The sequence below is a fragment of the Actinokineospora bangkokensis genome, from assembly GCF_001940455.1.
Taxonomy (GTDB): domain Bacteria; phylum Actinomycetota; class Actinomycetes; order Mycobacteriales; family Pseudonocardiaceae; genus Actinokineospora; species Actinokineospora bangkokensis.
The window spans coordinates 679588-696561 of sequence record NZ_MKQR01000007.1 but is presented as its reverse complement, the minus strand read 5'-3'; the positions used below and the strand labels follow the sequence as shown (position 1 = coordinate 696561).

Annotated in this window: 20 protein-coding genes; 3 read left to right on the top strand and 17 right to left on the bottom strand. The window is 73.8% G+C overall.

Annotated elements, in window-relative coordinates; translation table 11 throughout:
• Nucleotides 1-35: 35 nt before the first annotated feature.
• Together BJP25_RS07600 and secG are read right to left on the bottom strand one after the other, a co-directional pair.
• Entirely contained in the window at nucleotides 36-377 is a 342-nt protein-coding gene (locus BJP25_RS07600; protein ID WP_075974019.1) for an RNA polymerase-binding protein RbpA, read from the bottom strand.
• 94 nt (nucleotides 378-471) lie between these two features.
• Nucleotides 472-708, bottom strand: coding sequence for a preprotein translocase subunit SecG (gene secG, locus BJP25_RS07595; protein ID WP_075974018.1), 237 nt, complete (start codon nucleotides 706-708; stop codon nucleotides 472-474).
• Nucleotides 709-953: 245 nt separating this feature from the next.
• On the opposite strand from secG, the gene BJP25_RS07590 reads away from it, so the two are divergent.
• Nucleotides 954-2105 carry a beta-1,3-glucanase family protein gene (locus BJP25_RS07590; protein ID WP_075974017.1) on the top strand — a complete coding sequence of 384 codons (1152 nt, stop codon included), beginning with the start codon at nucleotides 954-956 and terminating at the stop codon, nucleotides 2103-2105.
• 63 nt (nucleotides 2106-2168) lie between these two features.
• On the opposite strand, the gene tpiA is transcribed toward BJP25_RS07590, so the two are convergent.
• The 8 genes from tpiA to BJP25_RS07550 all read right to left on the bottom strand — a co-directional run bounded on the left by tpiA (nucleotide 2169) and on the right by BJP25_RS07550 (nucleotide 11838).
• Nucleotides 2169-2954, bottom strand: a complete 786-nt coding sequence (gene tpiA / locus BJP25_RS07585; RefSeq protein WP_075974016.1) for a triose-phosphate isomerase — start codon at nucleotides 2952-2954, stop codon at nucleotides 2169-2171.
• Nucleotides 2954-4141 carry a phosphoglycerate kinase gene (locus tag BJP25_RS07580; protein WP_075974015.1) on the bottom strand — a complete coding sequence of 396 codons (1188 nt, stop codon included), beginning with the start codon at nucleotides 4139-4141 and terminating at the stop codon, nucleotides 2954-2956. The genes tpiA and BJP25_RS07580 overlap by 1 nt, the downstream gene beginning before the upstream one ends.
• 8 nt (nucleotides 4142-4149) lie before the next feature.
• The gene (gene gap / locus BJP25_RS07575; RefSeq protein WP_075974014.1) at nucleotides 4150-5154 is read right to left on the bottom strand and encodes a type I glyceraldehyde-3-phosphate dehydrogenase; all 1005 of its coding nucleotides are present in this window, start codon (nucleotides 5152-5154) and stop codon (nucleotides 4150-4152) included.
• A 508-nt stretch (nucleotides 5155-5662) separates the two neighbouring features.
• Nucleotides 5663-6649, bottom strand: a complete 987-nt coding sequence (whiA, locus tag BJP25_RS07570; protein ID WP_075974013.1) for a DNA-binding protein WhiA — start codon at nucleotides 6647-6649, stop codon at nucleotides 5663-5665.
• A gap of 91 nt (nucleotides 6650-6740) precedes the next feature.
• Nucleotides 6741-7691 carry a gluconeogenesis factor YvcK family protein gene (locus BJP25_RS07565; protein ID WP_075974155.1) on the bottom strand — a complete coding sequence of 317 codons (951 nt, stop codon included), beginning with the start codon at nucleotides 7689-7691 and terminating at the stop codon, nucleotides 6741-6743.
• 20 nt (nucleotides 7692-7711) lie between these two features.
• A complete protein-coding gene (gene rapZ, locus BJP25_RS07560; protein WP_075974012.1) occupies nucleotides 7712-8605 on the bottom strand; it encodes an RNase adapter RapZ in 894 nt (297 codons plus the stop codon).
• Nucleotides 8602-10596: an excinuclease ABC subunit UvrC gene (uvrC, locus tag BJP25_RS07555; RefSeq protein WP_075974011.1), complete on the bottom strand. Its 1995-nt coding sequence runs from the start codon at nucleotides 10594-10596 to the stop codon at nucleotides 8602-8604. The genes rapZ and uvrC overlap by 4 nt, the downstream gene beginning before the upstream one ends.
• Before the next feature lie 159 nt (nucleotides 10597-10755).
• Nucleotides 10756-11838: a GDSL-type esterase/lipase family protein gene (locus tag BJP25_RS07550; protein ID WP_233157941.1), complete on the bottom strand. Its 1083-nt coding sequence runs from the start codon at nucleotides 11836-11838 to the stop codon at nucleotides 10756-10758.
• A 215-nt stretch (nucleotides 11839-12053) separates the two neighbouring features.
• On the opposite strand from BJP25_RS07550, the gene BJP25_RS07545 reads away from it, so the two are divergent.
• A complete protein-coding gene (locus BJP25_RS07545; protein ID WP_075974153.1) occupies nucleotides 12054-12479 on the top strand; it encodes a MarR family winged helix-turn-helix transcriptional regulator in 426 nt (141 codons plus the stop codon).
• Between the two features lie 37 nt (nucleotides 12480-12516).
• Here the strand turns inward: BJP25_RS07545 and BJP25_RS07540 are convergent, their stop codons facing one another.
• Nucleotides 12517-13023: a Rieske (2Fe-2S) protein gene (locus BJP25_RS07540; RefSeq protein WP_233157940.1), complete on the bottom strand. Its 507-nt coding sequence runs from the start codon at nucleotides 13021-13023 to the stop codon at nucleotides 12517-12519.
• 211 nt (nucleotides 13024-13234) lie between these two features.
• On the opposite strand from BJP25_RS07540, the gene BJP25_RS07535 reads away from it, so the two are divergent.
• Nucleotides 13235-13480: a hypothetical protein gene (locus tag BJP25_RS07535; RefSeq protein WP_075974010.1), complete on the top strand. Its 246-nt coding sequence runs from the start codon at nucleotides 13235-13237 to the stop codon at nucleotides 13478-13480.
• Here BJP25_RS07535 and BJP25_RS07530 read toward each other — a convergent pair.
• From BJP25_RS07530 to BJP25_RS07505, 6 genes are all read right to left on the bottom strand, one after another.
• Nucleotides 13457-13804 carry a type II toxin-antitoxin system PemK/MazF family toxin gene (locus BJP25_RS07530; protein ID WP_075974009.1) on the bottom strand — a complete coding sequence of 116 codons (348 nt, stop codon included), beginning with the start codon at nucleotides 13802-13804 and terminating at the stop codon, nucleotides 13457-13459. The two genes, BJP25_RS07535 and BJP25_RS07530, sit on opposite strands and share 24 nt — an antisense overlap.
• The gene (locus BJP25_RS07525; protein WP_075974008.1) at nucleotides 13791-14030 is read right to left on the bottom strand and encodes a ribbon-helix-helix domain-containing protein; all 240 of its coding nucleotides are present in this window, start codon (nucleotides 14028-14030) and stop codon (nucleotides 13791-13793) included. The genes BJP25_RS07530 and BJP25_RS07525 overlap by 14 nt, the downstream gene beginning before the upstream one ends.
• Before the next feature lie 67 nt (nucleotides 14031-14097).
• A complete protein-coding gene (locus BJP25_RS07520) occupies nucleotides 14098-14565 on the bottom strand; it encodes a PH domain-containing protein (RefSeq protein ID WP_075974007.1) in 468 nt (155 codons plus the stop codon).
• Entirely contained in the window at nucleotides 14562-15059 is a 498-nt protein-coding gene (ribH, locus tag BJP25_RS07515) for a 6,7-dimethyl-8-ribityllumazine synthase (RefSeq protein WP_075974006.1), read from the bottom strand. Before ribH ends, BJP25_RS07520 begins: the two co-directional genes overlap by 4 nt.
• Nucleotides 15056-16324, bottom strand: coding sequence for a bifunctional 3,4-dihydroxy-2-butanone-4-phosphate synthase/GTP cyclohydrolase II (locus BJP25_RS07510; protein ID WP_198943370.1), 1269 nt, complete (start codon nucleotides 16322-16324; stop codon nucleotides 15056-15058). The genes ribH and BJP25_RS07510 overlap by 4 nt, the downstream gene beginning before the upstream one ends.
• A complete protein-coding gene (locus BJP25_RS07505; protein WP_075974004.1) occupies nucleotides 16317-16967 on the bottom strand; it encodes a riboflavin synthase in 651 nt (216 codons plus the stop codon). Before BJP25_RS07505 ends, BJP25_RS07510 begins: the two co-directional genes overlap by 8 nt.
• Nucleotides 16968-16974: the final 7 nt, after the last annotated feature.

Below are 16974 nucleotides of genomic sequence, written 5' to 3'. Positions count from 1 at the left end.
GGGCCGCGGCGCGCTCGGGTCCTAGCGCTTGGGTACTACAGCTCGCGCTTGGCGCGGAGCTTGGCCAGCGCCTCGGCGAGGATGGCCTCGCCGTCCTCGTCGGAGCGGCGCTCCTTCACGTAGGCCAGGTGCGTCTTGTAGGGCTCGTTGCGCGGGGCCTTGGGCGGCGCCTGCTCGTCGAGGCCGCCGGGCAGGCCGCACCTCGGGCAGTCCCAGGACTCCGGCCGCTCGGCGTCCAGCGCGAACGCCGGGCGGGACTCGTGGCCGTTGGCGCACCAGTAGGACACCCGCTGCCGAGGGGCGGACTCGCCCCGCTCGGACTCACCCATCGGACCAGCACCGACCCGGGTACCCCGGATCGCGTTGCCACCGGCCATTGGTGTTCACACCCCCACCGCGTGATTGGGAAACCCGGCGCTCTGCCCGCACCGGGTCGCAAGGACTGCGCCGCCCGCCCGAGCGGGCGGGCGCTCAACTGATCTTGACCAGCAGGCCGAGGCCGATGACGCAGATGATCCAGATCGACCCGATGAACAGGGTGATCCGGTCCAGGTTCTTCTCCACCACGCTCGACCCGGACAGGCTGGACTGCATCCCGCCGCCGAACAGCGAGGACAGGCCGCCGCCGCGACCGCGGTGCAGCAGCACCAGCAGGATCAGCAGCAGGCTGGTGACGATCAGGGCGATCTGCAGGATCAGGACGACCATTTCATCCTCGCTGTGGTGGCAGTGGAGATCACAGGCTACCTGGTGCCCGCCCCGGGGACGAGCACCGCCCCGCGTGCGCGCGGTCGCCACCCGACCCCGTCCGCGACCGGCCCCGCGGGCGCCGCCCCCGCGCGGGCGCCCCCCAACTGGTCTGGACCATCCGGGCGAATTTGTTGTGCCGGGGAACAAACCGTGCCGACAATCGGGGTCCCCTGCACGATCCCGCCCACCAAGGGAGTTGGACGATGATCAACCGGAGGAGCTTCCTCGGCGGCGTGGCCGCGGCCGCCGCGACCGCCCCGTTCCTCGGCACCACCCCGTCCTCGGCCTCGACCCGCGTGGTGTCCCCCCGCGCGGCGCTGCCGGTCCGCGTCGTCAACGACACCGGCGCGCACGCCGGGGAGACCCTGTTCGCCTACGTCGTCGGCACCGACCTGGCCACCGGCAGGCAGGTGCACGTCACCGCCGAGGGCGCCGCGGTGCCGGTGTCGACCACCGACAACGGCAGCGACGGCTACACCGACTACGCGCTGCCCGTCGACGGCGAGCGCATGGTGCCCCTGCCCCAGGGCATCTCCGGCCGCCTCTACCTGGCGGTCGGGCAGAAGCTCAAGTTCCGGGCCAACCCCGGCGACGCGCTGGCGCACCCGGCGGGCTGGGTCGAGTCCGACCCCAACTTCGGGGTGCTGCACGACTGCGTCGAGTTCACCTACGACGACACCGGCATGCACTGCAACACCACGATGGTGGACATGCTCTCGGTCCCGCTCGCCATCGACCTCGTGGGCAGGCGCACCCAGTCGACCGGCCGCTTGTCGGAGGGCGGCCGGTCCCGCGTGTTCGGCGCGGTGGGCGCGGCGGCGGGCTTCGCGGGGCTGGTCGTCGGCGACACCCGGGTCATCTCCCCCGGCCACGGCCTCGACTCGGGCCGGTTCAGCGCGGACTTCCTCGCCGCCCACATCGACGAGGTCTGGGACCGCTACAGCACGCGGGACCTGGTCGTCTCGGCCAACGGCACCACGTTCACCGGTCGCGTCCAGGACGGCCAGTTCGCCTTCACCAACGGCGTGCGCCCGTTCGCCAAGCCCTCCACCCGCGACGCCCTGTTCTGCGATGGCGCCCTCGCCGCCCCCAACGACGGCGTCACCGGCCCCGTGGCCGCCGTCCTCGGCGCGGGCCTCAACCGGGGCGTGCTGCTCAGCACCGCCGCCCAGCCGGTCGTGGACCCGACCGCCTACTACACGATCGCCGCCAGCAACCACTACTCCCGGGCCATGCACGAGAACACCGTGGACGGCAAGGCGTACGGCTTCGCCTTCGACGACGTCTGCGAGCACGCCTCCTACATCGAGGACTTCTCCCCCACCGCGATGACCGTCACCGCCACACGCTTCTGACCGGGGACGACGGAGGGGCGCCGGGAGAACCCCGGCGCCCCTCCACCACGCACCACCGCCGCACTACGGCAGCGGGCCGCCCGCGGCCAGCGCGCACAGCTTGGTGAACTCCTCGGCCTGCAAGCTCGCGCCACCCACGAGCGCGCCGTCGATGTCCTCCTGGGCCACCAGCTCCGCGATGCTCCCGGACTTCACCGACCCCCCGTAGAGGATCCGGACCGCGGCGGCGACCTCGTCGCCGTACTTGTCGGCCAGCGTCGCCCGCAGCGCCTTGCACACCTCCTGGGCGTCGGCGGCGGTGGCCACCTTGCCCGTGCCGATCGCCCACACCGGCTCGTAGGCGATGACGACGCCCTTGGCCTGCTCGGCCTTGAGCCCCTTCAACCCCGCCACGACCTGCTCGGTGCAGTGCTCGACGTGCCCGCCCGCCTCGCGGACCTCCAGCCGCTCGCCCAGGCACAGGATCGGGGTGATCCCGTGCTTGAGCGCGGCCTTGACCTTGAGGTTGACCAGCTCGTCGGTCTCGCCGTGGTACTCGCGGCGCTCGGAGTGGCCGACGGTGACGTAGGTGCAGCCCAGCTTGGCGAGCATGGGCCCGGAGACCTCGCCGGTGTAGGCGCCCGAGTCGTACCGGGAGATGTCCTGGGCGCCGTAGCGCAGCAGGAGCTTGTCGCCGTCCACCATGGTCTGGATGGACCGGATGTCGGTGAACGGCGGCAGCACCGCCACCTCGACCTTGGCGTAGTACTTCTCCGGCAGCGAGAAGGCGATCTTCTGCACCAGGGCGATGGCCTCCAGGTGGTTGAGGTTCATCTTCCAGTTGCCCGCGATGAGGACCTGGCGCGCCATCACGCCCCCAGGACCGCGACGCCGGGGAGCTGCTTGCCCTCCAGGTACTCCAGCGACGCGCCGCCGCCGGTGGAGATGTGCGAGAAGCCGTCCTCGGGCAGGCCCAGCTGCCGCACGGCGGCGGCGGAGTCGCCACCGCCGACCACCGAGTACGCCGGTGAGTCCACGATCGCCTGCGCGACGCCGCGGGTGCCCTCGGCGAACGGGGCCAGCTCGAACACGCCCATGGGCCCGTTCCAGAAGACCGTGCCCGCGCCCGCGATGACCTCCGAGTACCGCTCGACGGTGATGGGGCCGATGTCCAGGCCCTTCCACCCCTCGCGGATGTTGGCCGCCAGCACGGTGTGGGTGCTGGCGTCGGCGGAGAACTCGTCGGCGATGACCACGTCGGCGGGCAGCAGGACCTTGCCGGGGTTGTCCGCGAGCAGCCGCTTGCAGGTGTCGATCATCTCGGCTTCCAGCAGCGAGTCACCGACGCCCAGGCCCTCGGCGGCCAGGAAGGTGAAGCACATGCCGCCGCCGACGAGGATCGCGTCCACCTTGGGCAGCAGCGACTCGATCACGGCCAGCTTGTCCGACACCTTCGACCCGCCGAGCACCACCACGTAGGGGCGAGCGGGCTCGCCGGTGAGCTGCTTGAGCACGTCGACCTCGGCCAGCACCAGGCCACCGGCGTAGGCAGGCAGCTTGGCGGCCACGTCGTAGACCGACGCCTGCTTGCGGTGCACGACGCCGAAGCCGTCGGAGACGAACGCGTCCGCCAGCGCGGCGTACTCGTCCGCCAGCGCCGACCGCTCGGCCTCGTCCTTGCTGGTCTCGCGCGCCTCGAAGCGGACGTTCTCCAGCAGGGCGACGCCGCCGTCGGCCAGCCCGGCCACGGTGGCCCGGGCGGACTCGCCCACCACGTCGGTGGCGAGCGCGACGTCGGCGCCGAGCAGCTCACCCAGCCTGCGGGCCACCGGGGCCAGCGAGTACCGGGGCTCGGGGGCGCCCTTGGGGCGGCCGAGGTGCGCGGCGACGACCACCTTGGCCCCGGCGCCGGTGAGCGCCTGGAGGGTGGGCAGCGCCGCGCGGATGCGGCCGTCGTCGGTGATGGTCTCGCCGTCGAGCGGGACGTTGAGGTCGGCGCGCACGAGCACGCGCCGACCCGCCACACCCTCGGCGATGAGGTCGTCCAGGGTCTTCACGGCTGCCCTCAGAGCTTCGACGCGACCAGCGCGGTCAGGTCGGCGAGCCGGTTGGAGTAGCCCCACTCGTTGTCGTACCACCCGACGACCTTGACCTGGTTGCCGGTGACCTTGGTCAGCGGCGCGTCGTAGATGCACGACGCCGGGTCGGTGACGATGTCGGAGGAGACGATCGGGTCGGTGCTGTAGCGCAGGATGCCCGCCAGCGGGCCCTCGGCGGCGACCCGGTAGGCCTCGTTGACCTCGTCCAGGGTGACCTCGCGGGACAGGTTCACCGTCAGGTCGGTGGCCGAGCCGGTCGGCACCGGCACGCGCAGCGCGTAGCCGTCGAGCTTGCCCTTGAGGTCGGGCAGCACCAGGCCGATCGCCTTGGCGGCGCCGGTCGAGGTGGGCACGATGTTCAGCGCGGCGGCGCGGGCGCGGCGCAGGTCCTTGTGCGGCGCGTCCTGCAGGTTCTGGTCCTGGGTGTAGGCGTGGATGGTGGTCATCAGGCCGCGCTCCACGGTGAACGCGTCGTGCAGCACCTTGGCCAGCGGGGCCAGGCAGTTGGTGGTGCAGGAGGCGTTGGAGATGATCGTCTGCGAGCCGTCGTAGTTCTGCTCGTTGGCCCCGAGCACCACGGTCAGGTCCTCGCCCGAGGCGGGCGCGGAGATGATGACCTTCTTGGCCCCGCCCTCGTCGACGTGCTTGCGCGCGTCGGCGGCCTTGGTGAAGAAGCCGGTGGACTCGACCACGACGTCGACGCCGAGGTCCTTCCAGGGCAGCTTGCCCGGGTCGCGCTCGGCCAGCGCCTTGATGGTGTGGTCGCCGACCTTGATGCCGCCGTCGACCACCGACACGTCCTCGGCCAGGCGGCCGAGCACCGAGTCGTACTTCAGCAGGTGCGCCATCGTGCCGATGTCGCCGAGGTCGTTGAAGGCGACGATCTCGATGTCATGACCGCCTGCCGCGACCGCCCGGAAGAAGTTGCGCCCGATCCGACCGAAGCCGTTGACACCTACGCGAACCGTCACCTGCGTCTCCTCTTTGCGACTGGGTGCGAAACCTGTGACCACCGAAAACCGTGACCACCACTTGACCGGCAACCCTACTGCGCGCACGGGCGCGGGCAGGGCAGGAGGTCAGCGGTCTCTCTTTATCGAATCAGATCGGCGTGGAGATCACCACACGACGGCATCGGCGGGTCGGAATTCGTCACCCGGGTGCGCAGACCGCGCAGGCGCGACGCGCACGGTGCGGGTGGTGCGGCGGAGCGGGGTCCGCCGCCCCCCACGACCGGCGCACCCCGCTCCGCATCCCCCTGCGAGCCCCGGTGCCCCTCCCCCAAGCGGCACCCGGGTCCCCCTCGCACCTGGGAAGAGCACCGGGACGGCCGCTGGATACCTCGTGAGACCCAGCTCACAAAGCCGTCACGGTGGGTCATTCACGGACATGATCAACAGTGCGCTGCGCGCCGGGCCGGGTCCCGGCGGACAGCACGACGCCCCGGGACGGGTGCCCCGGGGCGCGCGCGAGGGTTGATCAGGCCTCGACCTCGAGCATCTCCGGGGTCACGGCGGACTCGGTGTCCGGCAGGCCCAGGTCCTTGGCCCGCTTGTCGGCCATGGCCAGCAACCTGCGGATGCGGCCCGCGACCGCGTCCTTGGTCATCGGCGGGTCCGACAGCTGGCCCAGCTCCTCCAGCGAGGCCTGCTTGTTCTTCAGCCGCAACTGGCCCGCGGCGGTCAGGTGCTCGGGGGCCTCCGGGCCCAGGATCTCCATGGCGCGCTGCACCCGCGCCGCCGCGGCGACCGCGGCCCTGGCCGAGCGGCGCAGGTTGGCGTCGTCGAAGTTGGCCAGCCGGTTGGCCGTGGCGCGCACCTCGCGGCGCATCCGGCGCTCCTCCCAGGCCAGCACGCTGGAGTGCGCGCCGAGCCGGGTGAGCAGGGCGGAGATGGCGTCGCCGTCGCGCACCACGACCCGGTCGGCGCCGCGCACCTCGCGGGACTTGGCCGCGATGCCCATCCGCCGGGCCGCGCCGACGATGGCCAGCGCCGCCTCCGGGCCGGGGCAGGTGATCTCCAGCGCGGACGAGCGGCCGGGCTCGGTGAGCGAGCCGTGCGCCAGGAACGCCCCGCGCCAGGCCGCCTCGGCGTCGCAGACCCCGCCGGAGACCACCGGGGCGGGCAGCCCGCGCACCGGGCGCCCGCGCGGGTCGAGCAGGCCGGTCTGGCGGGCCAGGCCGTCGCCGTCCTTGACCACGCGCACCACGTACCGGGTGCCCTTGCGCAGGCCGCCGGAGGTGATGACGTGCACGTCGGCGTGGTGGCCGTAGAGCTCGTGGATCTCCTTGCGCAGCCGCCGCGCGGCCGAGCCGGTGTCCAGCTCGGCCTCGACGACCACCCGGCCGCCGACGATGTGCAGGCCACCGGCGAAGCGCAGCAGGGAGGACACCTCGGCCCGGCGGCAACAGGTCTTGGACACCGTCAGCCTGCTCAGCTCGTCCTTGACCGCGGCGGTCATCGCCACTGCTCCTCCTCTCCCGGCCCGGTCGCGCGCGCACCGGTGCCCCATCCCACCACGGCGCGCCTGGCACCGCCCCGGGGCGTCCAGTCTGCCCTCACCGGCGCGCGGCGGTGGCGACCGCCCTCGCCAGGCTGGCCGACAGGGCGGCGGTGTCGTGCCGGTCGGCGGCGTCGGGGGCGGCCACCCGGTCGAGCCGCAGCTCGGCGCCCAGGGCCGCGGCCGCCTGCCGCAGCCGCTCCGGGGTCGGCACCGAGTCGGCGTCGGCGACCACCGCGTCGACCCGCAGGCTCGGGGCGTGCTCGACGAGCACGTCGAGGTGGTGCTCCGGGGAGAACCCCTCGGTTTCCCCCGGTTGGGGGACCAGGTTGAGCACCACGACCCGGCGCGCCGCGGTGCGCACCAGCGCGTCGTGCAGGTCGGGGACGAGCAGGTGCGGCAGCACGCTGGTGAACCAGGAGCCGGGGCCGAGCAGCACCACGTCGGCGCCGAGCACCGCCTCGACCGCCTCCGCGCAGGCCTTGGGCGGCTCGCTGCGCCGGTCCGCGGCGCACAGCCGGATGCGGCGCACCCGACCGGGGGTGGTGGCCACCGCGACCTGGCCGCGGATCCGGCTGATCGCCGCCGGGTCGGCGCCCAGGCCGGTGACGTCGGCCTCGATGTCCACCGGCTCCGGCGACATCGGCAGCACCCGGCCGCGCACGCCGAGCAGCCGCGCCGCCTCGGCCAGCACCGCCACCGGGTCGCCCACGGTCTCCAGCAGCCCGGCCAGCACCAGGTTGCCCACCGCGTGCCCGGCCAGCGCGCCGGTGCCGCCGAAGCGGTGCCCGAACACCTCGCCCCACGGGCCGGTGTCCGGGCCCGCCAGCGCCAGCAGCGCCTTGCGCAGGTCACCCGGCGGCAGCAGGCCCAGCTCGCGGCGCAGCCTGCCGGAGGAGCCGCCGTCGTCGGCGACGGTGACCACCGCGGTGACGTCCGGGGTGACCGCGCGCAGCGCGGTGAGGGTGGCGTGCAGGCCGTGCCCACCGCCGAGGGCCACCGCCCGCAGCGGGCGCGCGCCGTCCGCCGTCACTCGCGCCCCAGGTCGCGGTGCACGACCTTGACCGCCATGCCGTCCTCGTCGGACAGCCGCCTGGCCAGCTCCTCGGAGATGGCCACGCTGCGGTGCTTGCCGCCGGTGCAGCCCACCGCCAGGGTCAGGTACCGCTTGCCCTCCCGCCGGTACCCGGCGCCGATCAGCCGCAGCAGCTCGTGGTAGCGGTCGAGGAACTCGTCGGCGCCCTCCTGCGACAGCACGTAGTTGCGCACGTCGGCGTCGCGGCCGGTCTGGTCCTTGAGCTCGGGGATCCAGAACGGGTTGGGCAGGAAGCGCACGTCCATCACCAGGTCGGCGTCCATCGGCAGGCCGTACTTGTAGCCGAAGGACAGCACGGTGACCCGGGTGGCGGTGGTCGACTCGGTGCCGAACGCGTCCTCGATCTTGGCGCGCAGCTGGTGCACCGAGAGGGTGGAGGTGTCCAGGATGAGGTCGGCCTCGCCGCGCAGCGGCTGCAGCAGCGCGCGCTCGGTGGTGATGCCGTCGACCAGCCTGCCCTCGCCCTGCAGCGGGTGGCCGCGGCGCACCGACTCGAACCGGCGCACCAGCACGTCGTCGGTGGCCTCCAGGAACAGCACGCGCGGCTTGTAGCCGCGGGCGTCGAGGTCCTTGATGATCGCCGAGAGGTCCTCGGTGAACGCCCGCGAGCGCACGTCCATCACCACCGCGACCTTGGTGATCGCGCCCCGGGCCTGCGAGCCGAGCTCGACCATGGTGGAGATCAGCTCCGGCGGCAGGTTGTCCACCACGAACCAGCCCAGGTCCTCCAGGCACTTCGCCGCGGTGCTGCGGCCCGCGCCGGACAACCCGGTGACCACCGCCACCTCGATGCCGGGGCCCTGCCGGGTCTCTCTCGCGTCGCTCACTGCTGCCTCTCCTGCCCGCCCGCGGCGGTCGTGTCCTGCGTGCCGCCCGCGAGCGCGGTGTGCACCGCGCGGGCGGTGCCCGGGCCGATGCCGGGCACGCTCTCGATCTCCTCCACGCTCGCCGCGCGCAGCCGCTTGAGCGAGCCGAAGTGCTTGATGAGCACCGACTTGCGGGTCTGGCCCAGGCCGGGCACGTCGTCGAGCGCCGAGGCGGTCAGGCGCTTGGAGCGCTTCTGCCGATGGTAGGTGATCGCGAACCGGTGGGCCTCGTCGCGCACGCGTTGGAGCAGGTAGAGCGCCTCGCTGGTGCGCGGCAGGATGGCGGGATCCGGGTCGCCGGGCAGCCACACCTCCTCCAGCCGCTTGGCCAGCCCCACCACCGCCACGTCGGTGATGCCCAGCTCGGAGAGCACCGCGGCGGCGGCCTCGGCCTGCGGCAGCGCGCCGTCGACGACGTAGAGGTTGGGCGGGTAGGCGAACCGCTTGGGCTTGCCGGTCTCCGGGTCGATGCCCGGGCGCGGGTCGGCCTGCTCGGCGGACTCCCCGGCGTGCCGGGCGAACCGGCGCCGGGTGACCTCGGCGATCGCGGCCACGTCGCCCTCGGTGGCCGCCTCGCGGATGGCGAAGCGGCGGTACTCGGACTTGCGCGCCAGGCCGTCCTCGAACACCACCAGCGAGGCCACCACGTCGCTGCCCTGGATGTGGGAGATGTCGACGCACTCGATGCGCAGCGGCGCGGAGTCCAGGCCCAGGTGGTCCTGCAGCTCCTGCAGCGCCGCCGAGCGGGCCGTGAGGTCGCCCGCGCGGCGCAGCTTGTGCTGGGTGAAGGCCTCCTTGGCGTTGCGCTCGACGGTCTCCATCAGCGCCCGCTTGTCGCCGCGCTGGGGCACCCGCAGCGCCACCCTGGCCCCGCGCAGCCCGCTGAGCCAGTCCTGGATGGAGGCCGCGTCGTCGGGCAGCTCCGGCACCAGCACCTCGCGCGGCACCGGGCTGGACTCGGCGCCCTCGCCCGCGCTGCCGTCGTCCATGGCGGCCTGGTCGCCGTAGAACTGGCTGAGGAACTGGTCGACGAGCGCGGTCACCGGGTTGCCCGCGCCCTCCTCGCCGCCCTCCTCCAGCCGGTCGACGACCCACCCGCGCTGCCCGCGCACCCGGCCGCCGCGCACGTGGAAGACCTGCACAGCGGCCTCCAGGTCGTCGTGGGCGAAGGCGACCACGTCGGCGTCGGTGCCGTCGCCGAGCACCACGGCCTGCTTCTCCATCGCCCGCCGCAGCGCCCCGGCGTCGTCGCGCAGCCGGGCCGCCCGCTCGAACAGCAGCTCGTCGGAGGCCTCGGCCATCTCCCGCTCCAGCCTGCGCACCAGGTGGTCGGTCTTGCCCGCGAGGAAGTCGCAGAAGTCCTCGACGATCCCCCGGTGCTCCTCGGCGCTGACCCGCCCGACGCACGGCGCCGAGCACTTGTCGATGTAGCCGAGCAGGCACGGCCGCCCGATCTGCCCGTGCCGCTTGAACACCCCCGCCGAGCACGTCCGCGCCGGGAACACCCGCAGCAGCAGGTCCAGCGTCTCCCGGATCGCCCAGGCGTGCGCGTAGGGGCCGAAGTACCGCACCCCCTTGCGGCGCGGGCCCCGGTAGACGTGCAGCCGCGGGTACTCCTCGTTCAGCGTCACCGCCAGCACCGGGTAGGTCTTGTCGTCGCGGTAGCGGACGTTGAACCGGGGGTCGAACTCCTTGATCCAGTTGTACTCGAGCTGGAGCGCCTCGACCTCGGTGCCCACCACGGTCCACTCCACCGAGCCCGCGGTGGTCACCATCTGCCTCGTCCGCGGGTGCAGGGCGCTGACGTCGGCGAAGTAGGAGTTCAACCTGCTCCGCAGGCTCTTGGCCTTCCCGACGTAGATCACCCGCCGCCCCGGGTCGCGGAACTTGTACACACCGGGGGCATCGGGGATGGTCCCGGTCGCGGGGCGGTAGGTGGACGGGTCAGGCACGCCGTCAACCCTACGGCCGGGGACCGACAGGACCGCGCCGGAGGGGGCCGGGGCGCGCACCCGGGCCGGGCGTTCGCGCGGCGCCGCAACCACATCCGGCCCCGTCGAGCGGGTGCCGCCCCACCCGCCGGTGCCGGGGGTGGGGCGGCACCCCGCCGGTCACGACACGGCGTGCAGCGCCCCGTCCGCCCCGGCCAGGCACGCGGCCGACCCGGCTCCGGAGCGGACGAACTCGGTCACGCAGGCCCCGAGCTGGGCGTGCGCGCGGGCGTTCGGGTGGAACGACTGCTGGGCCAGGTGGATGCCGATGGCGTCGAGGCCCCCGGTCTCGATGGCCTTGAGGTCGACCAGCAGCCGGTTCTGCCACTCCGAGCCGGTCGTGCCGCTGCACGCCTCGCGCCCCTCGGTCGCCCGGGAGAAGTCCAGGAACGACACCCCCGACCGGTCCGCCACCCCGCGCAGCGCCTCGGCGAACTGCGGGACGGCCACCGTCCGGCCCCACTCGGCGTCGTCGAGCCGCAGCGGGCACCCGTCGAACCCGTGGGTCACCGGGTCCATCCGCTCGGTCACCGGCGAGGCGTACGAGGTGAGCACGAACCGGTAGGACCCGTCGGCGTAGCCCGCCTCGCGCATGGCGGCCTTGACGTCGGTGATCGCCTGCTCGACGCGGGGGGCCATGGCGGCCAGCCGCTGCGGCCACTGCGCGGTGAGCGCGTCGGAGCAGTTGCCGCCGAAGGGGTTGAGCCACTTGAGCCCGCAGCCGACGATCGTGTCCGCGAAGGCCGGTTCGTCGTTGGCGCCGACCTGGAGCACGACGGCGGTGACCCGGTTCTCCGTGGCGACCCGCACGAGGCGCCGGGCCTGGGAGCCCTCGGTGTAGTGGGTGGTGTCGGCCAGGGACACGTTGGCGCTGTCGGCGCCGGAGCAGGCGAGGTTGACCGTGCGGTCGGCCAGGGCGGTCTTGTGGATCAGGGCGTTGGCCGAGCGGTGGCACCAGTCGCCGTTCTCCCCATTGGTGCCGGGTTCGTAGTCGCCCGCCCCCTCGCCGGAGATGGCGCTGTCACCGAGGGAGACGACGGCGGTGGGGCGCTCGTCGGCCACCGCGACGGCGGTGGTGGACACCGCGGGCAGGGCCAGCGCCGTGGACAGCGACGCCACGAGCACGGCCGCGGCCGCCGTGCCGATGGTGCGGGTGGAGAACATGGGGCGGGCCTCCCGGGTCCGGGGCGGGGTGACGATCACAGGGGCACGATCGCAGGGGTGACAATCACTGAACCAGGGTTCACCTCGTGAATCCATAACCCGAATGGATCTCGCACACCCGCTGTCCGGCGGGGGCCTGCCCGAGGGGGGCCGCGGGCGCCTGCGGGCCGCAGGGAAGCGGACGGGGTCGGCGCGCGGCGCGGCAACCCCGGATTTGGTTGGGACTACGAACCATACGCGGTACCATGGCGGCCATGCCCGATGAGCCGGACGCCGCGCCCGCCGACCTGGTCGACGCGCTGGTGCGGACCTCGTTCGCGGTGATGGCGGTGCTGACCAGGGTCGCCGCCGAGCACGACCTGTCGCTCACCCAGCTGCGCGTCCTGGCGGTGCTGCGCGACCGGCCGCTGCGGGTGACGGCGCTGGCCGACCACCTCGGGCTGGAGAAGTCGACGATGAGCGGGCTGGTCGACCGGGCGGACAAGCGCGGGCTGCTGGTGCGCGCCCCCGGCGAGCGCGACCGCCGGGCGGTGGACGTGCGGCTCAGCGCGGCGGGCGAGGAGCTGGTGGACCGGGTGCGCGCGGACGTCGAGCGCGCGCTGGACCCGGTGGCCGCCGCGCTGGCCCCCGCCGAGCGGCGCAGGCTGCGCGCGCTGCTGGCCAAGGCGCTCGCCCGCTGAGGCCGCCCCGCGCCGGGCGGCCTCAGCGGGCGGTTGCTCAGGCCAGGACGACGTTGGCGCCCTCGACCTTGACCGCGATCTCCTTCAGCCCCGTGCGGGCGGGGCCCTTGGTGACGGCGCCGTCGGTGCTGGTGAACGTGCTGCCGTGGCGTGGGCAGGTGATGACGCCGTTCTCCGGCGGCTCGACGGCCGCGCCCTGGTGCGGGCACGACGGGTCGAAGGCCTTGACGGCGCCGCCGGAGCGGACCAGCAGCACCTGGCCGTCCGGGCCGTCGACCAGCTTGCCGCCGCCGTCGGGGATGTCGGCCACCGCCGCGAGCGCGGAGCCGCCGGGCGCGCCGCCGGTGGACCCGGTGGACCCGCCGGTCGTGGCGCCGCCGGTGGTGGTGTTCGGGTTCTCCACCGTGGAGCCGCTGTCGGAGCCCGATCCGCAGGCCGCGACCAGGGCGCCCGGGGCGACCAGGGCCACCATCAGGCCGCACAGGACCTGGCGGCGGGATCGGGGCTCGGCGGCGGGGGACGTCGTGGTGGTGTCGACAGTCACTCGGGGGGCCTCCTCGGCGTGCTCGGTGCGTCCGGTTGGTCTACACCGGGGGCTACGCGGGCGCGCGGCGGCGGGTTCAGCCGCCTGGGGGGTTCACAGGTTCTCCTCAGGGTCGGGCTGGCGCCCTCTCCTCGGGGTCGGGTTGGCGCCACCACGGTTCAGGGGGCTTCCCGGATGTCCCGCGCGCCCGGGGGCGAGCAGGGTGGGCGGCATGAAGAAGATCTTGTCCGTCCTCCTGGGCCTGCTGGGCCTCTACCTGGTCGGCCGCGCGATCGCTGAGCCGTTCATCATCGATGTCGGTGACCCCACGTCCTACCACCTCGACTGGGGCGGCCCGAGCCTCGTCGGCGTGCTCGCGGTGCACTGCCTGCCCGGGGTCGTCTCCGCGGTGCTGCTGGTGGTGGCGGCGCGCCGGTGGTCGCGCGGGCGGGCCTCACAGCCCCAGGTGCAGGCGTAGCGCGGCGTCGAGGTCGGCCAGCAGCGCGTCGGGGACCCGGCCCAGGCGGCGGCGCACGCGGCCGGTGGCCACCGAGCGCACCTGCTCGGCCTGGGCCTTGGAGTCGGTGGTCAGCCCGCACGGCGCGGCGGGCAGCAGCACCTGGAAGGGGAACACCCGGCTGGTGTTGGAGGTGATCGGCACGACGGTCACCACGCCCCGGCCGGTGCGGGCGGCGACCTGGTTGGCGGCGTCGTTGGACACCACCACGGCGGGCCGGACCTTGTCGGCCTCGTTGCCCCGCGCGGGGTTCAGGTCGACCAGGTGGATGTCACCGCGGCGCATCGACCGCGGCGTCGGAGGCGTCGGGGGCGGTGCGGTCCCACAGCTCGGCGTCCTCGCCGGTGTCCCACTCGGCGAACGCGGCGGCGTACTCCTCGGCCAGGCTGGACCGGCGCAGCAGCCCGATCGCCTCGGAGATCACCGACGAGCGCGACGCGGACCCCGCGCGCGCCAGGTACTCGTCGAGGAAGCGCACGTCCTCCTCGGGCAGGCTCACGCTCAGCTTCACACCGCCGATGCTACCCGCGGTGGCACCGCCGGGGCACCCCCGTGCCGCGCAAGGTGGTGCCGCCCGCTCAGGCGGACTGCTGGGCGTGCGCGGCCCGGTGCAGCTTGCGCATCTCGCGGATCGCGGCCACCGCCCGGTCGCCGTCGACCGCCTGCACGGCCATCACCGGCACGTACTCGTCGTCGGGCAGCTCCAGCCGGGCCCACGAGGCGCCGTCGGGGAAGCTGATGCCCACCACCGACGCCCAGTCGAACCGGGTGCTGCCCAGCAGGTTGCGCACGGTGACCCCGTCGGCGTCGGCGCTGACCCGCGGCCGGGTCAGCCACAGCGCGCCGCAGGCCAGCAGCACCCCGATGCCCACCATGGCGAGCTGGTCGGAGAGCCGGAAGTACACCCCCGTGGAGGTGTCGCCGCCGAGCAGCACCGCCACCACGGTGAACAGCGCCACGAACACCACCGCGAAGGCGGCGGCCACCCAGCGCACCCGGCGCGGTCGGGACGTCAGCGGTCGGGACGCCTGCGGTCCGGACGTCACTGGAAACCCCTCTCGGTCCACGGCTGGCGCAGCCCGCGCAGCACCAACGCTGCCTCCAGCGCGGCGACGCAGGCCTCGTAGCCCTTGTCCTCGGTCGACCCCGGCCGCCCGGAGCGGTCCACGGCCTGCTCGTCGGTGTTGACGGTGAGCACGCCGTTGCCGACCGGGGTGGCCTCGTCGAGCGAGACCCTGGTGAGCCCGGCGGTGACCGCGTCGCAGACGTACTCGAAGTGCGGGGTGCCGCCGCGCACGACCACGCCCAGCGCCACCACGGCGTCGTGGTGCTTGGCGAGCTCCTGGCACACCACCGGCAGCTCCACCGCCCCGGCGACGCGCACGACGGTCGGTTCGGTGACCCCGGCCTCGGCGGCGGCGGCCAGCGCCCGCTCCAGCAGCGACCCGGTCACCTCCGCGTGCCACTTCGTCGCCGCGATGCCCAACCGGACGCCCGCCGCGTCCGGCGCGACCGCCTCCGGCCTGCCCTCGCCGCTCACGACTGCTCCTCCCGCGGCGCGCTGGCCAGCGCGATGCCGTCCTCGTACTGCTGGAGCTCGCTGAGCTCGTGGCCCATCCGGTCGCGCTTGGTGCGCAGGTAGCGCAGGTTCTCCGGGTTCGGCCACACCGACAGCGGGACCCGGTCGCTGATGGCCAGCCCGTAGCCCTCCAGGCCGACGCGCTTGGCCGGGTTGTTGGTCAGCAGGCGCATCGACTTCACGCCCAGGTCGACCAGGATCTGCGCGCCGGTGCCGTAGTCGCGGGCGTCGGCGGGCACGCCCAGCGACAGGTTCGCGTCCACGGTGTCCTGGCCCTCGTCCTGCAGCTGGTAGGCCTGGAGCTTGTGCATCAGGCCGATGCCCCGGCCCTCGTGCCCGCGCATGTAGAGCACCACGCCCCGGCCCTCGGCGGCCACGGCCTCCAGCGCCGAGTCCAGCTGCGGGCCGCAGTCGCAGCGCAGCGAGCCGAACACGTCGCCGGTCAGGCACTCCGAGTGCACCCGCACCAGCACGTCCTCGCCGTCGGTGAGGTCGCCGTAGACCAGCGCCACGTGCTCGACGCCGTCGTAGGCGGTCTCGTAGCCGACCGCGCGGAAGGTGCCGTGCGCGGTGGGGATGCGCGCCTCGGCGATCCGGCCCACCTGCTTCTCGGTGCGGCGGCGGTAGGCGATGAGGTCGGCGATGGTGATGATCGCCAGGTCGTGCTCGGCGGCGAACACCTCCAGCTCGTCGCGGCGGGCCATGTCGCCGTCGGACTTCTGCGACACGATCTCGCACAGCACGCCCGCGGGCGCCAGCCCGGCCATCCTGGCCAGGTCCACCGAGGCCTCGGTGTGCCCGGGGCGGCGCAGCACGCCGCCCTCCTTCGCGCGCAGCGGCACCACGTGCCCGGGGCGGTTGAAGTCGCCCGCGGTGGCGGCGGGGTCGGCCAGCAGCCGGATGGTGTGCGCGCGGTCGGTGGCCGAGATGCCGGTGGAGATGCCCTCCTTGGCGTCCACGGTCACGGTGTAGGCGGTGCCGCGCGCGTCCTGGTTGGTGTGGAACATCGGCGGCAGGTCCAGCCGCTGGCAGTCGGACTCGGTGAGCGCGACGCAGACGTAGCCGGAGGTGTAGCGGACCATGAAGGCCAGCAGCTCCGGGGTGGTCTTCTCGGCGGCGAAGATCAGGTCGCCCTCGTTCTCGCGGTCCTCGTCGTCGACGACCACGACCGCCTTGCCCTCGGCGATGTCGGCGAGGGCGCGGTCGATGTCCGGGAAGTCACTCACCCTGGTTCTCCTGTCCGGCGGTCTGCACCCCAGTCTGCCCCGCGGCGGCGGCCAGGTGCGGGAGGGTCAGCCGCTCGACGTACTTGGCCACGACGTCGACCTCCAGGTTGACGGCGTCGCCCGGCTCGCGCAGGCCCAGGGTGGTGGCGCGCAGAGTCTCCGGGATGAGGCTGACGGAGAACCAGTCGTCCCCCACACCGACGACCGTCAGCGACACGCCGTCGACGGTGATCGACCCCTTCTCCACCAGGTAGCGGGCCAGCTCGCGGGGCAGGCTGAAGGTCACCAGGTCCCAGTGCTCGGACGGCTCGCGGCGCAGCACGTGCGCGGTGCCGTCGACGTGGCCCTGCACGATGTGCCCGCCGAAGCGGTGGCCCACCGCGGCCGCGCGCTCCAGGTTGACCACGTCGCCCGCGACCACCCCGGCCAGGCTGCTGCGCACCAGCGTCTCGCGCATCACGTCCGCGGTGAAGGTGCCCTCCGCCAGCTCCACCACGGTCAGGCACACGCCGTTGACCGCGATGGAGTCGCCGTGCCCGGCGTCGCTGGTGACCAGCGGCCCGGCGATGGTGATGCGCGCGGCATCGGTCAGCTCGCGCACGGCGACGACCTCGCCGCGCTCCTCGACGATCCCGGTGAACAACGCCCGT

Bases quoted from the DNA above. Each gene is read 5' to 3' on its own strand.
- BJP25_RS07600 (WP_075974019.1), bottom strand. From the start codon at position 377: ATGGCCGGTGGCAACGCGATCCGGGGTACCCGGGTCGGTGCTGGTCCG.
- secG (WP_075974018.1), bottom strand. From the start codon at position 708: ATGGTCGTCCTGATCCTGCAGATCGCCCTGATCGTCACCAGCCTGCTG.
- BJP25_RS07590 (WP_075974017.1), top strand. From the start codon at position 954: ATGATCAACCGGAGGAGCTTCCTCGGCGGCGTGGCCGCGGCCGCCGCG.
- tpiA (WP_075974016.1), bottom strand. From the start codon at position 2,954: ATGGCGCGCCAGGTCCTCATCGCGGGCAACTGGAAGATGAACCTCAAC.
- BJP25_RS07545 (WP_075974153.1), top strand. From the start codon at position 12,054: ATGCCCGATGAGCCGGACGCCGCGCCCGCCGACCTGGTCGACGCGCTG.
- BJP25_RS07535 (WP_075974010.1), top strand. From the start codon at position 13,235: ATGAAGAAGATCTTGTCCGTCCTCCTGGGCCTGCTGGGCCTCTACCTG.
- BJP25_RS07530 (WP_075974009.1), bottom strand. From the start codon at position 13,804: ATGCGCCGCGGTGACATCCACCTGGTCGACCTGAACCCCGCGCGGGGC.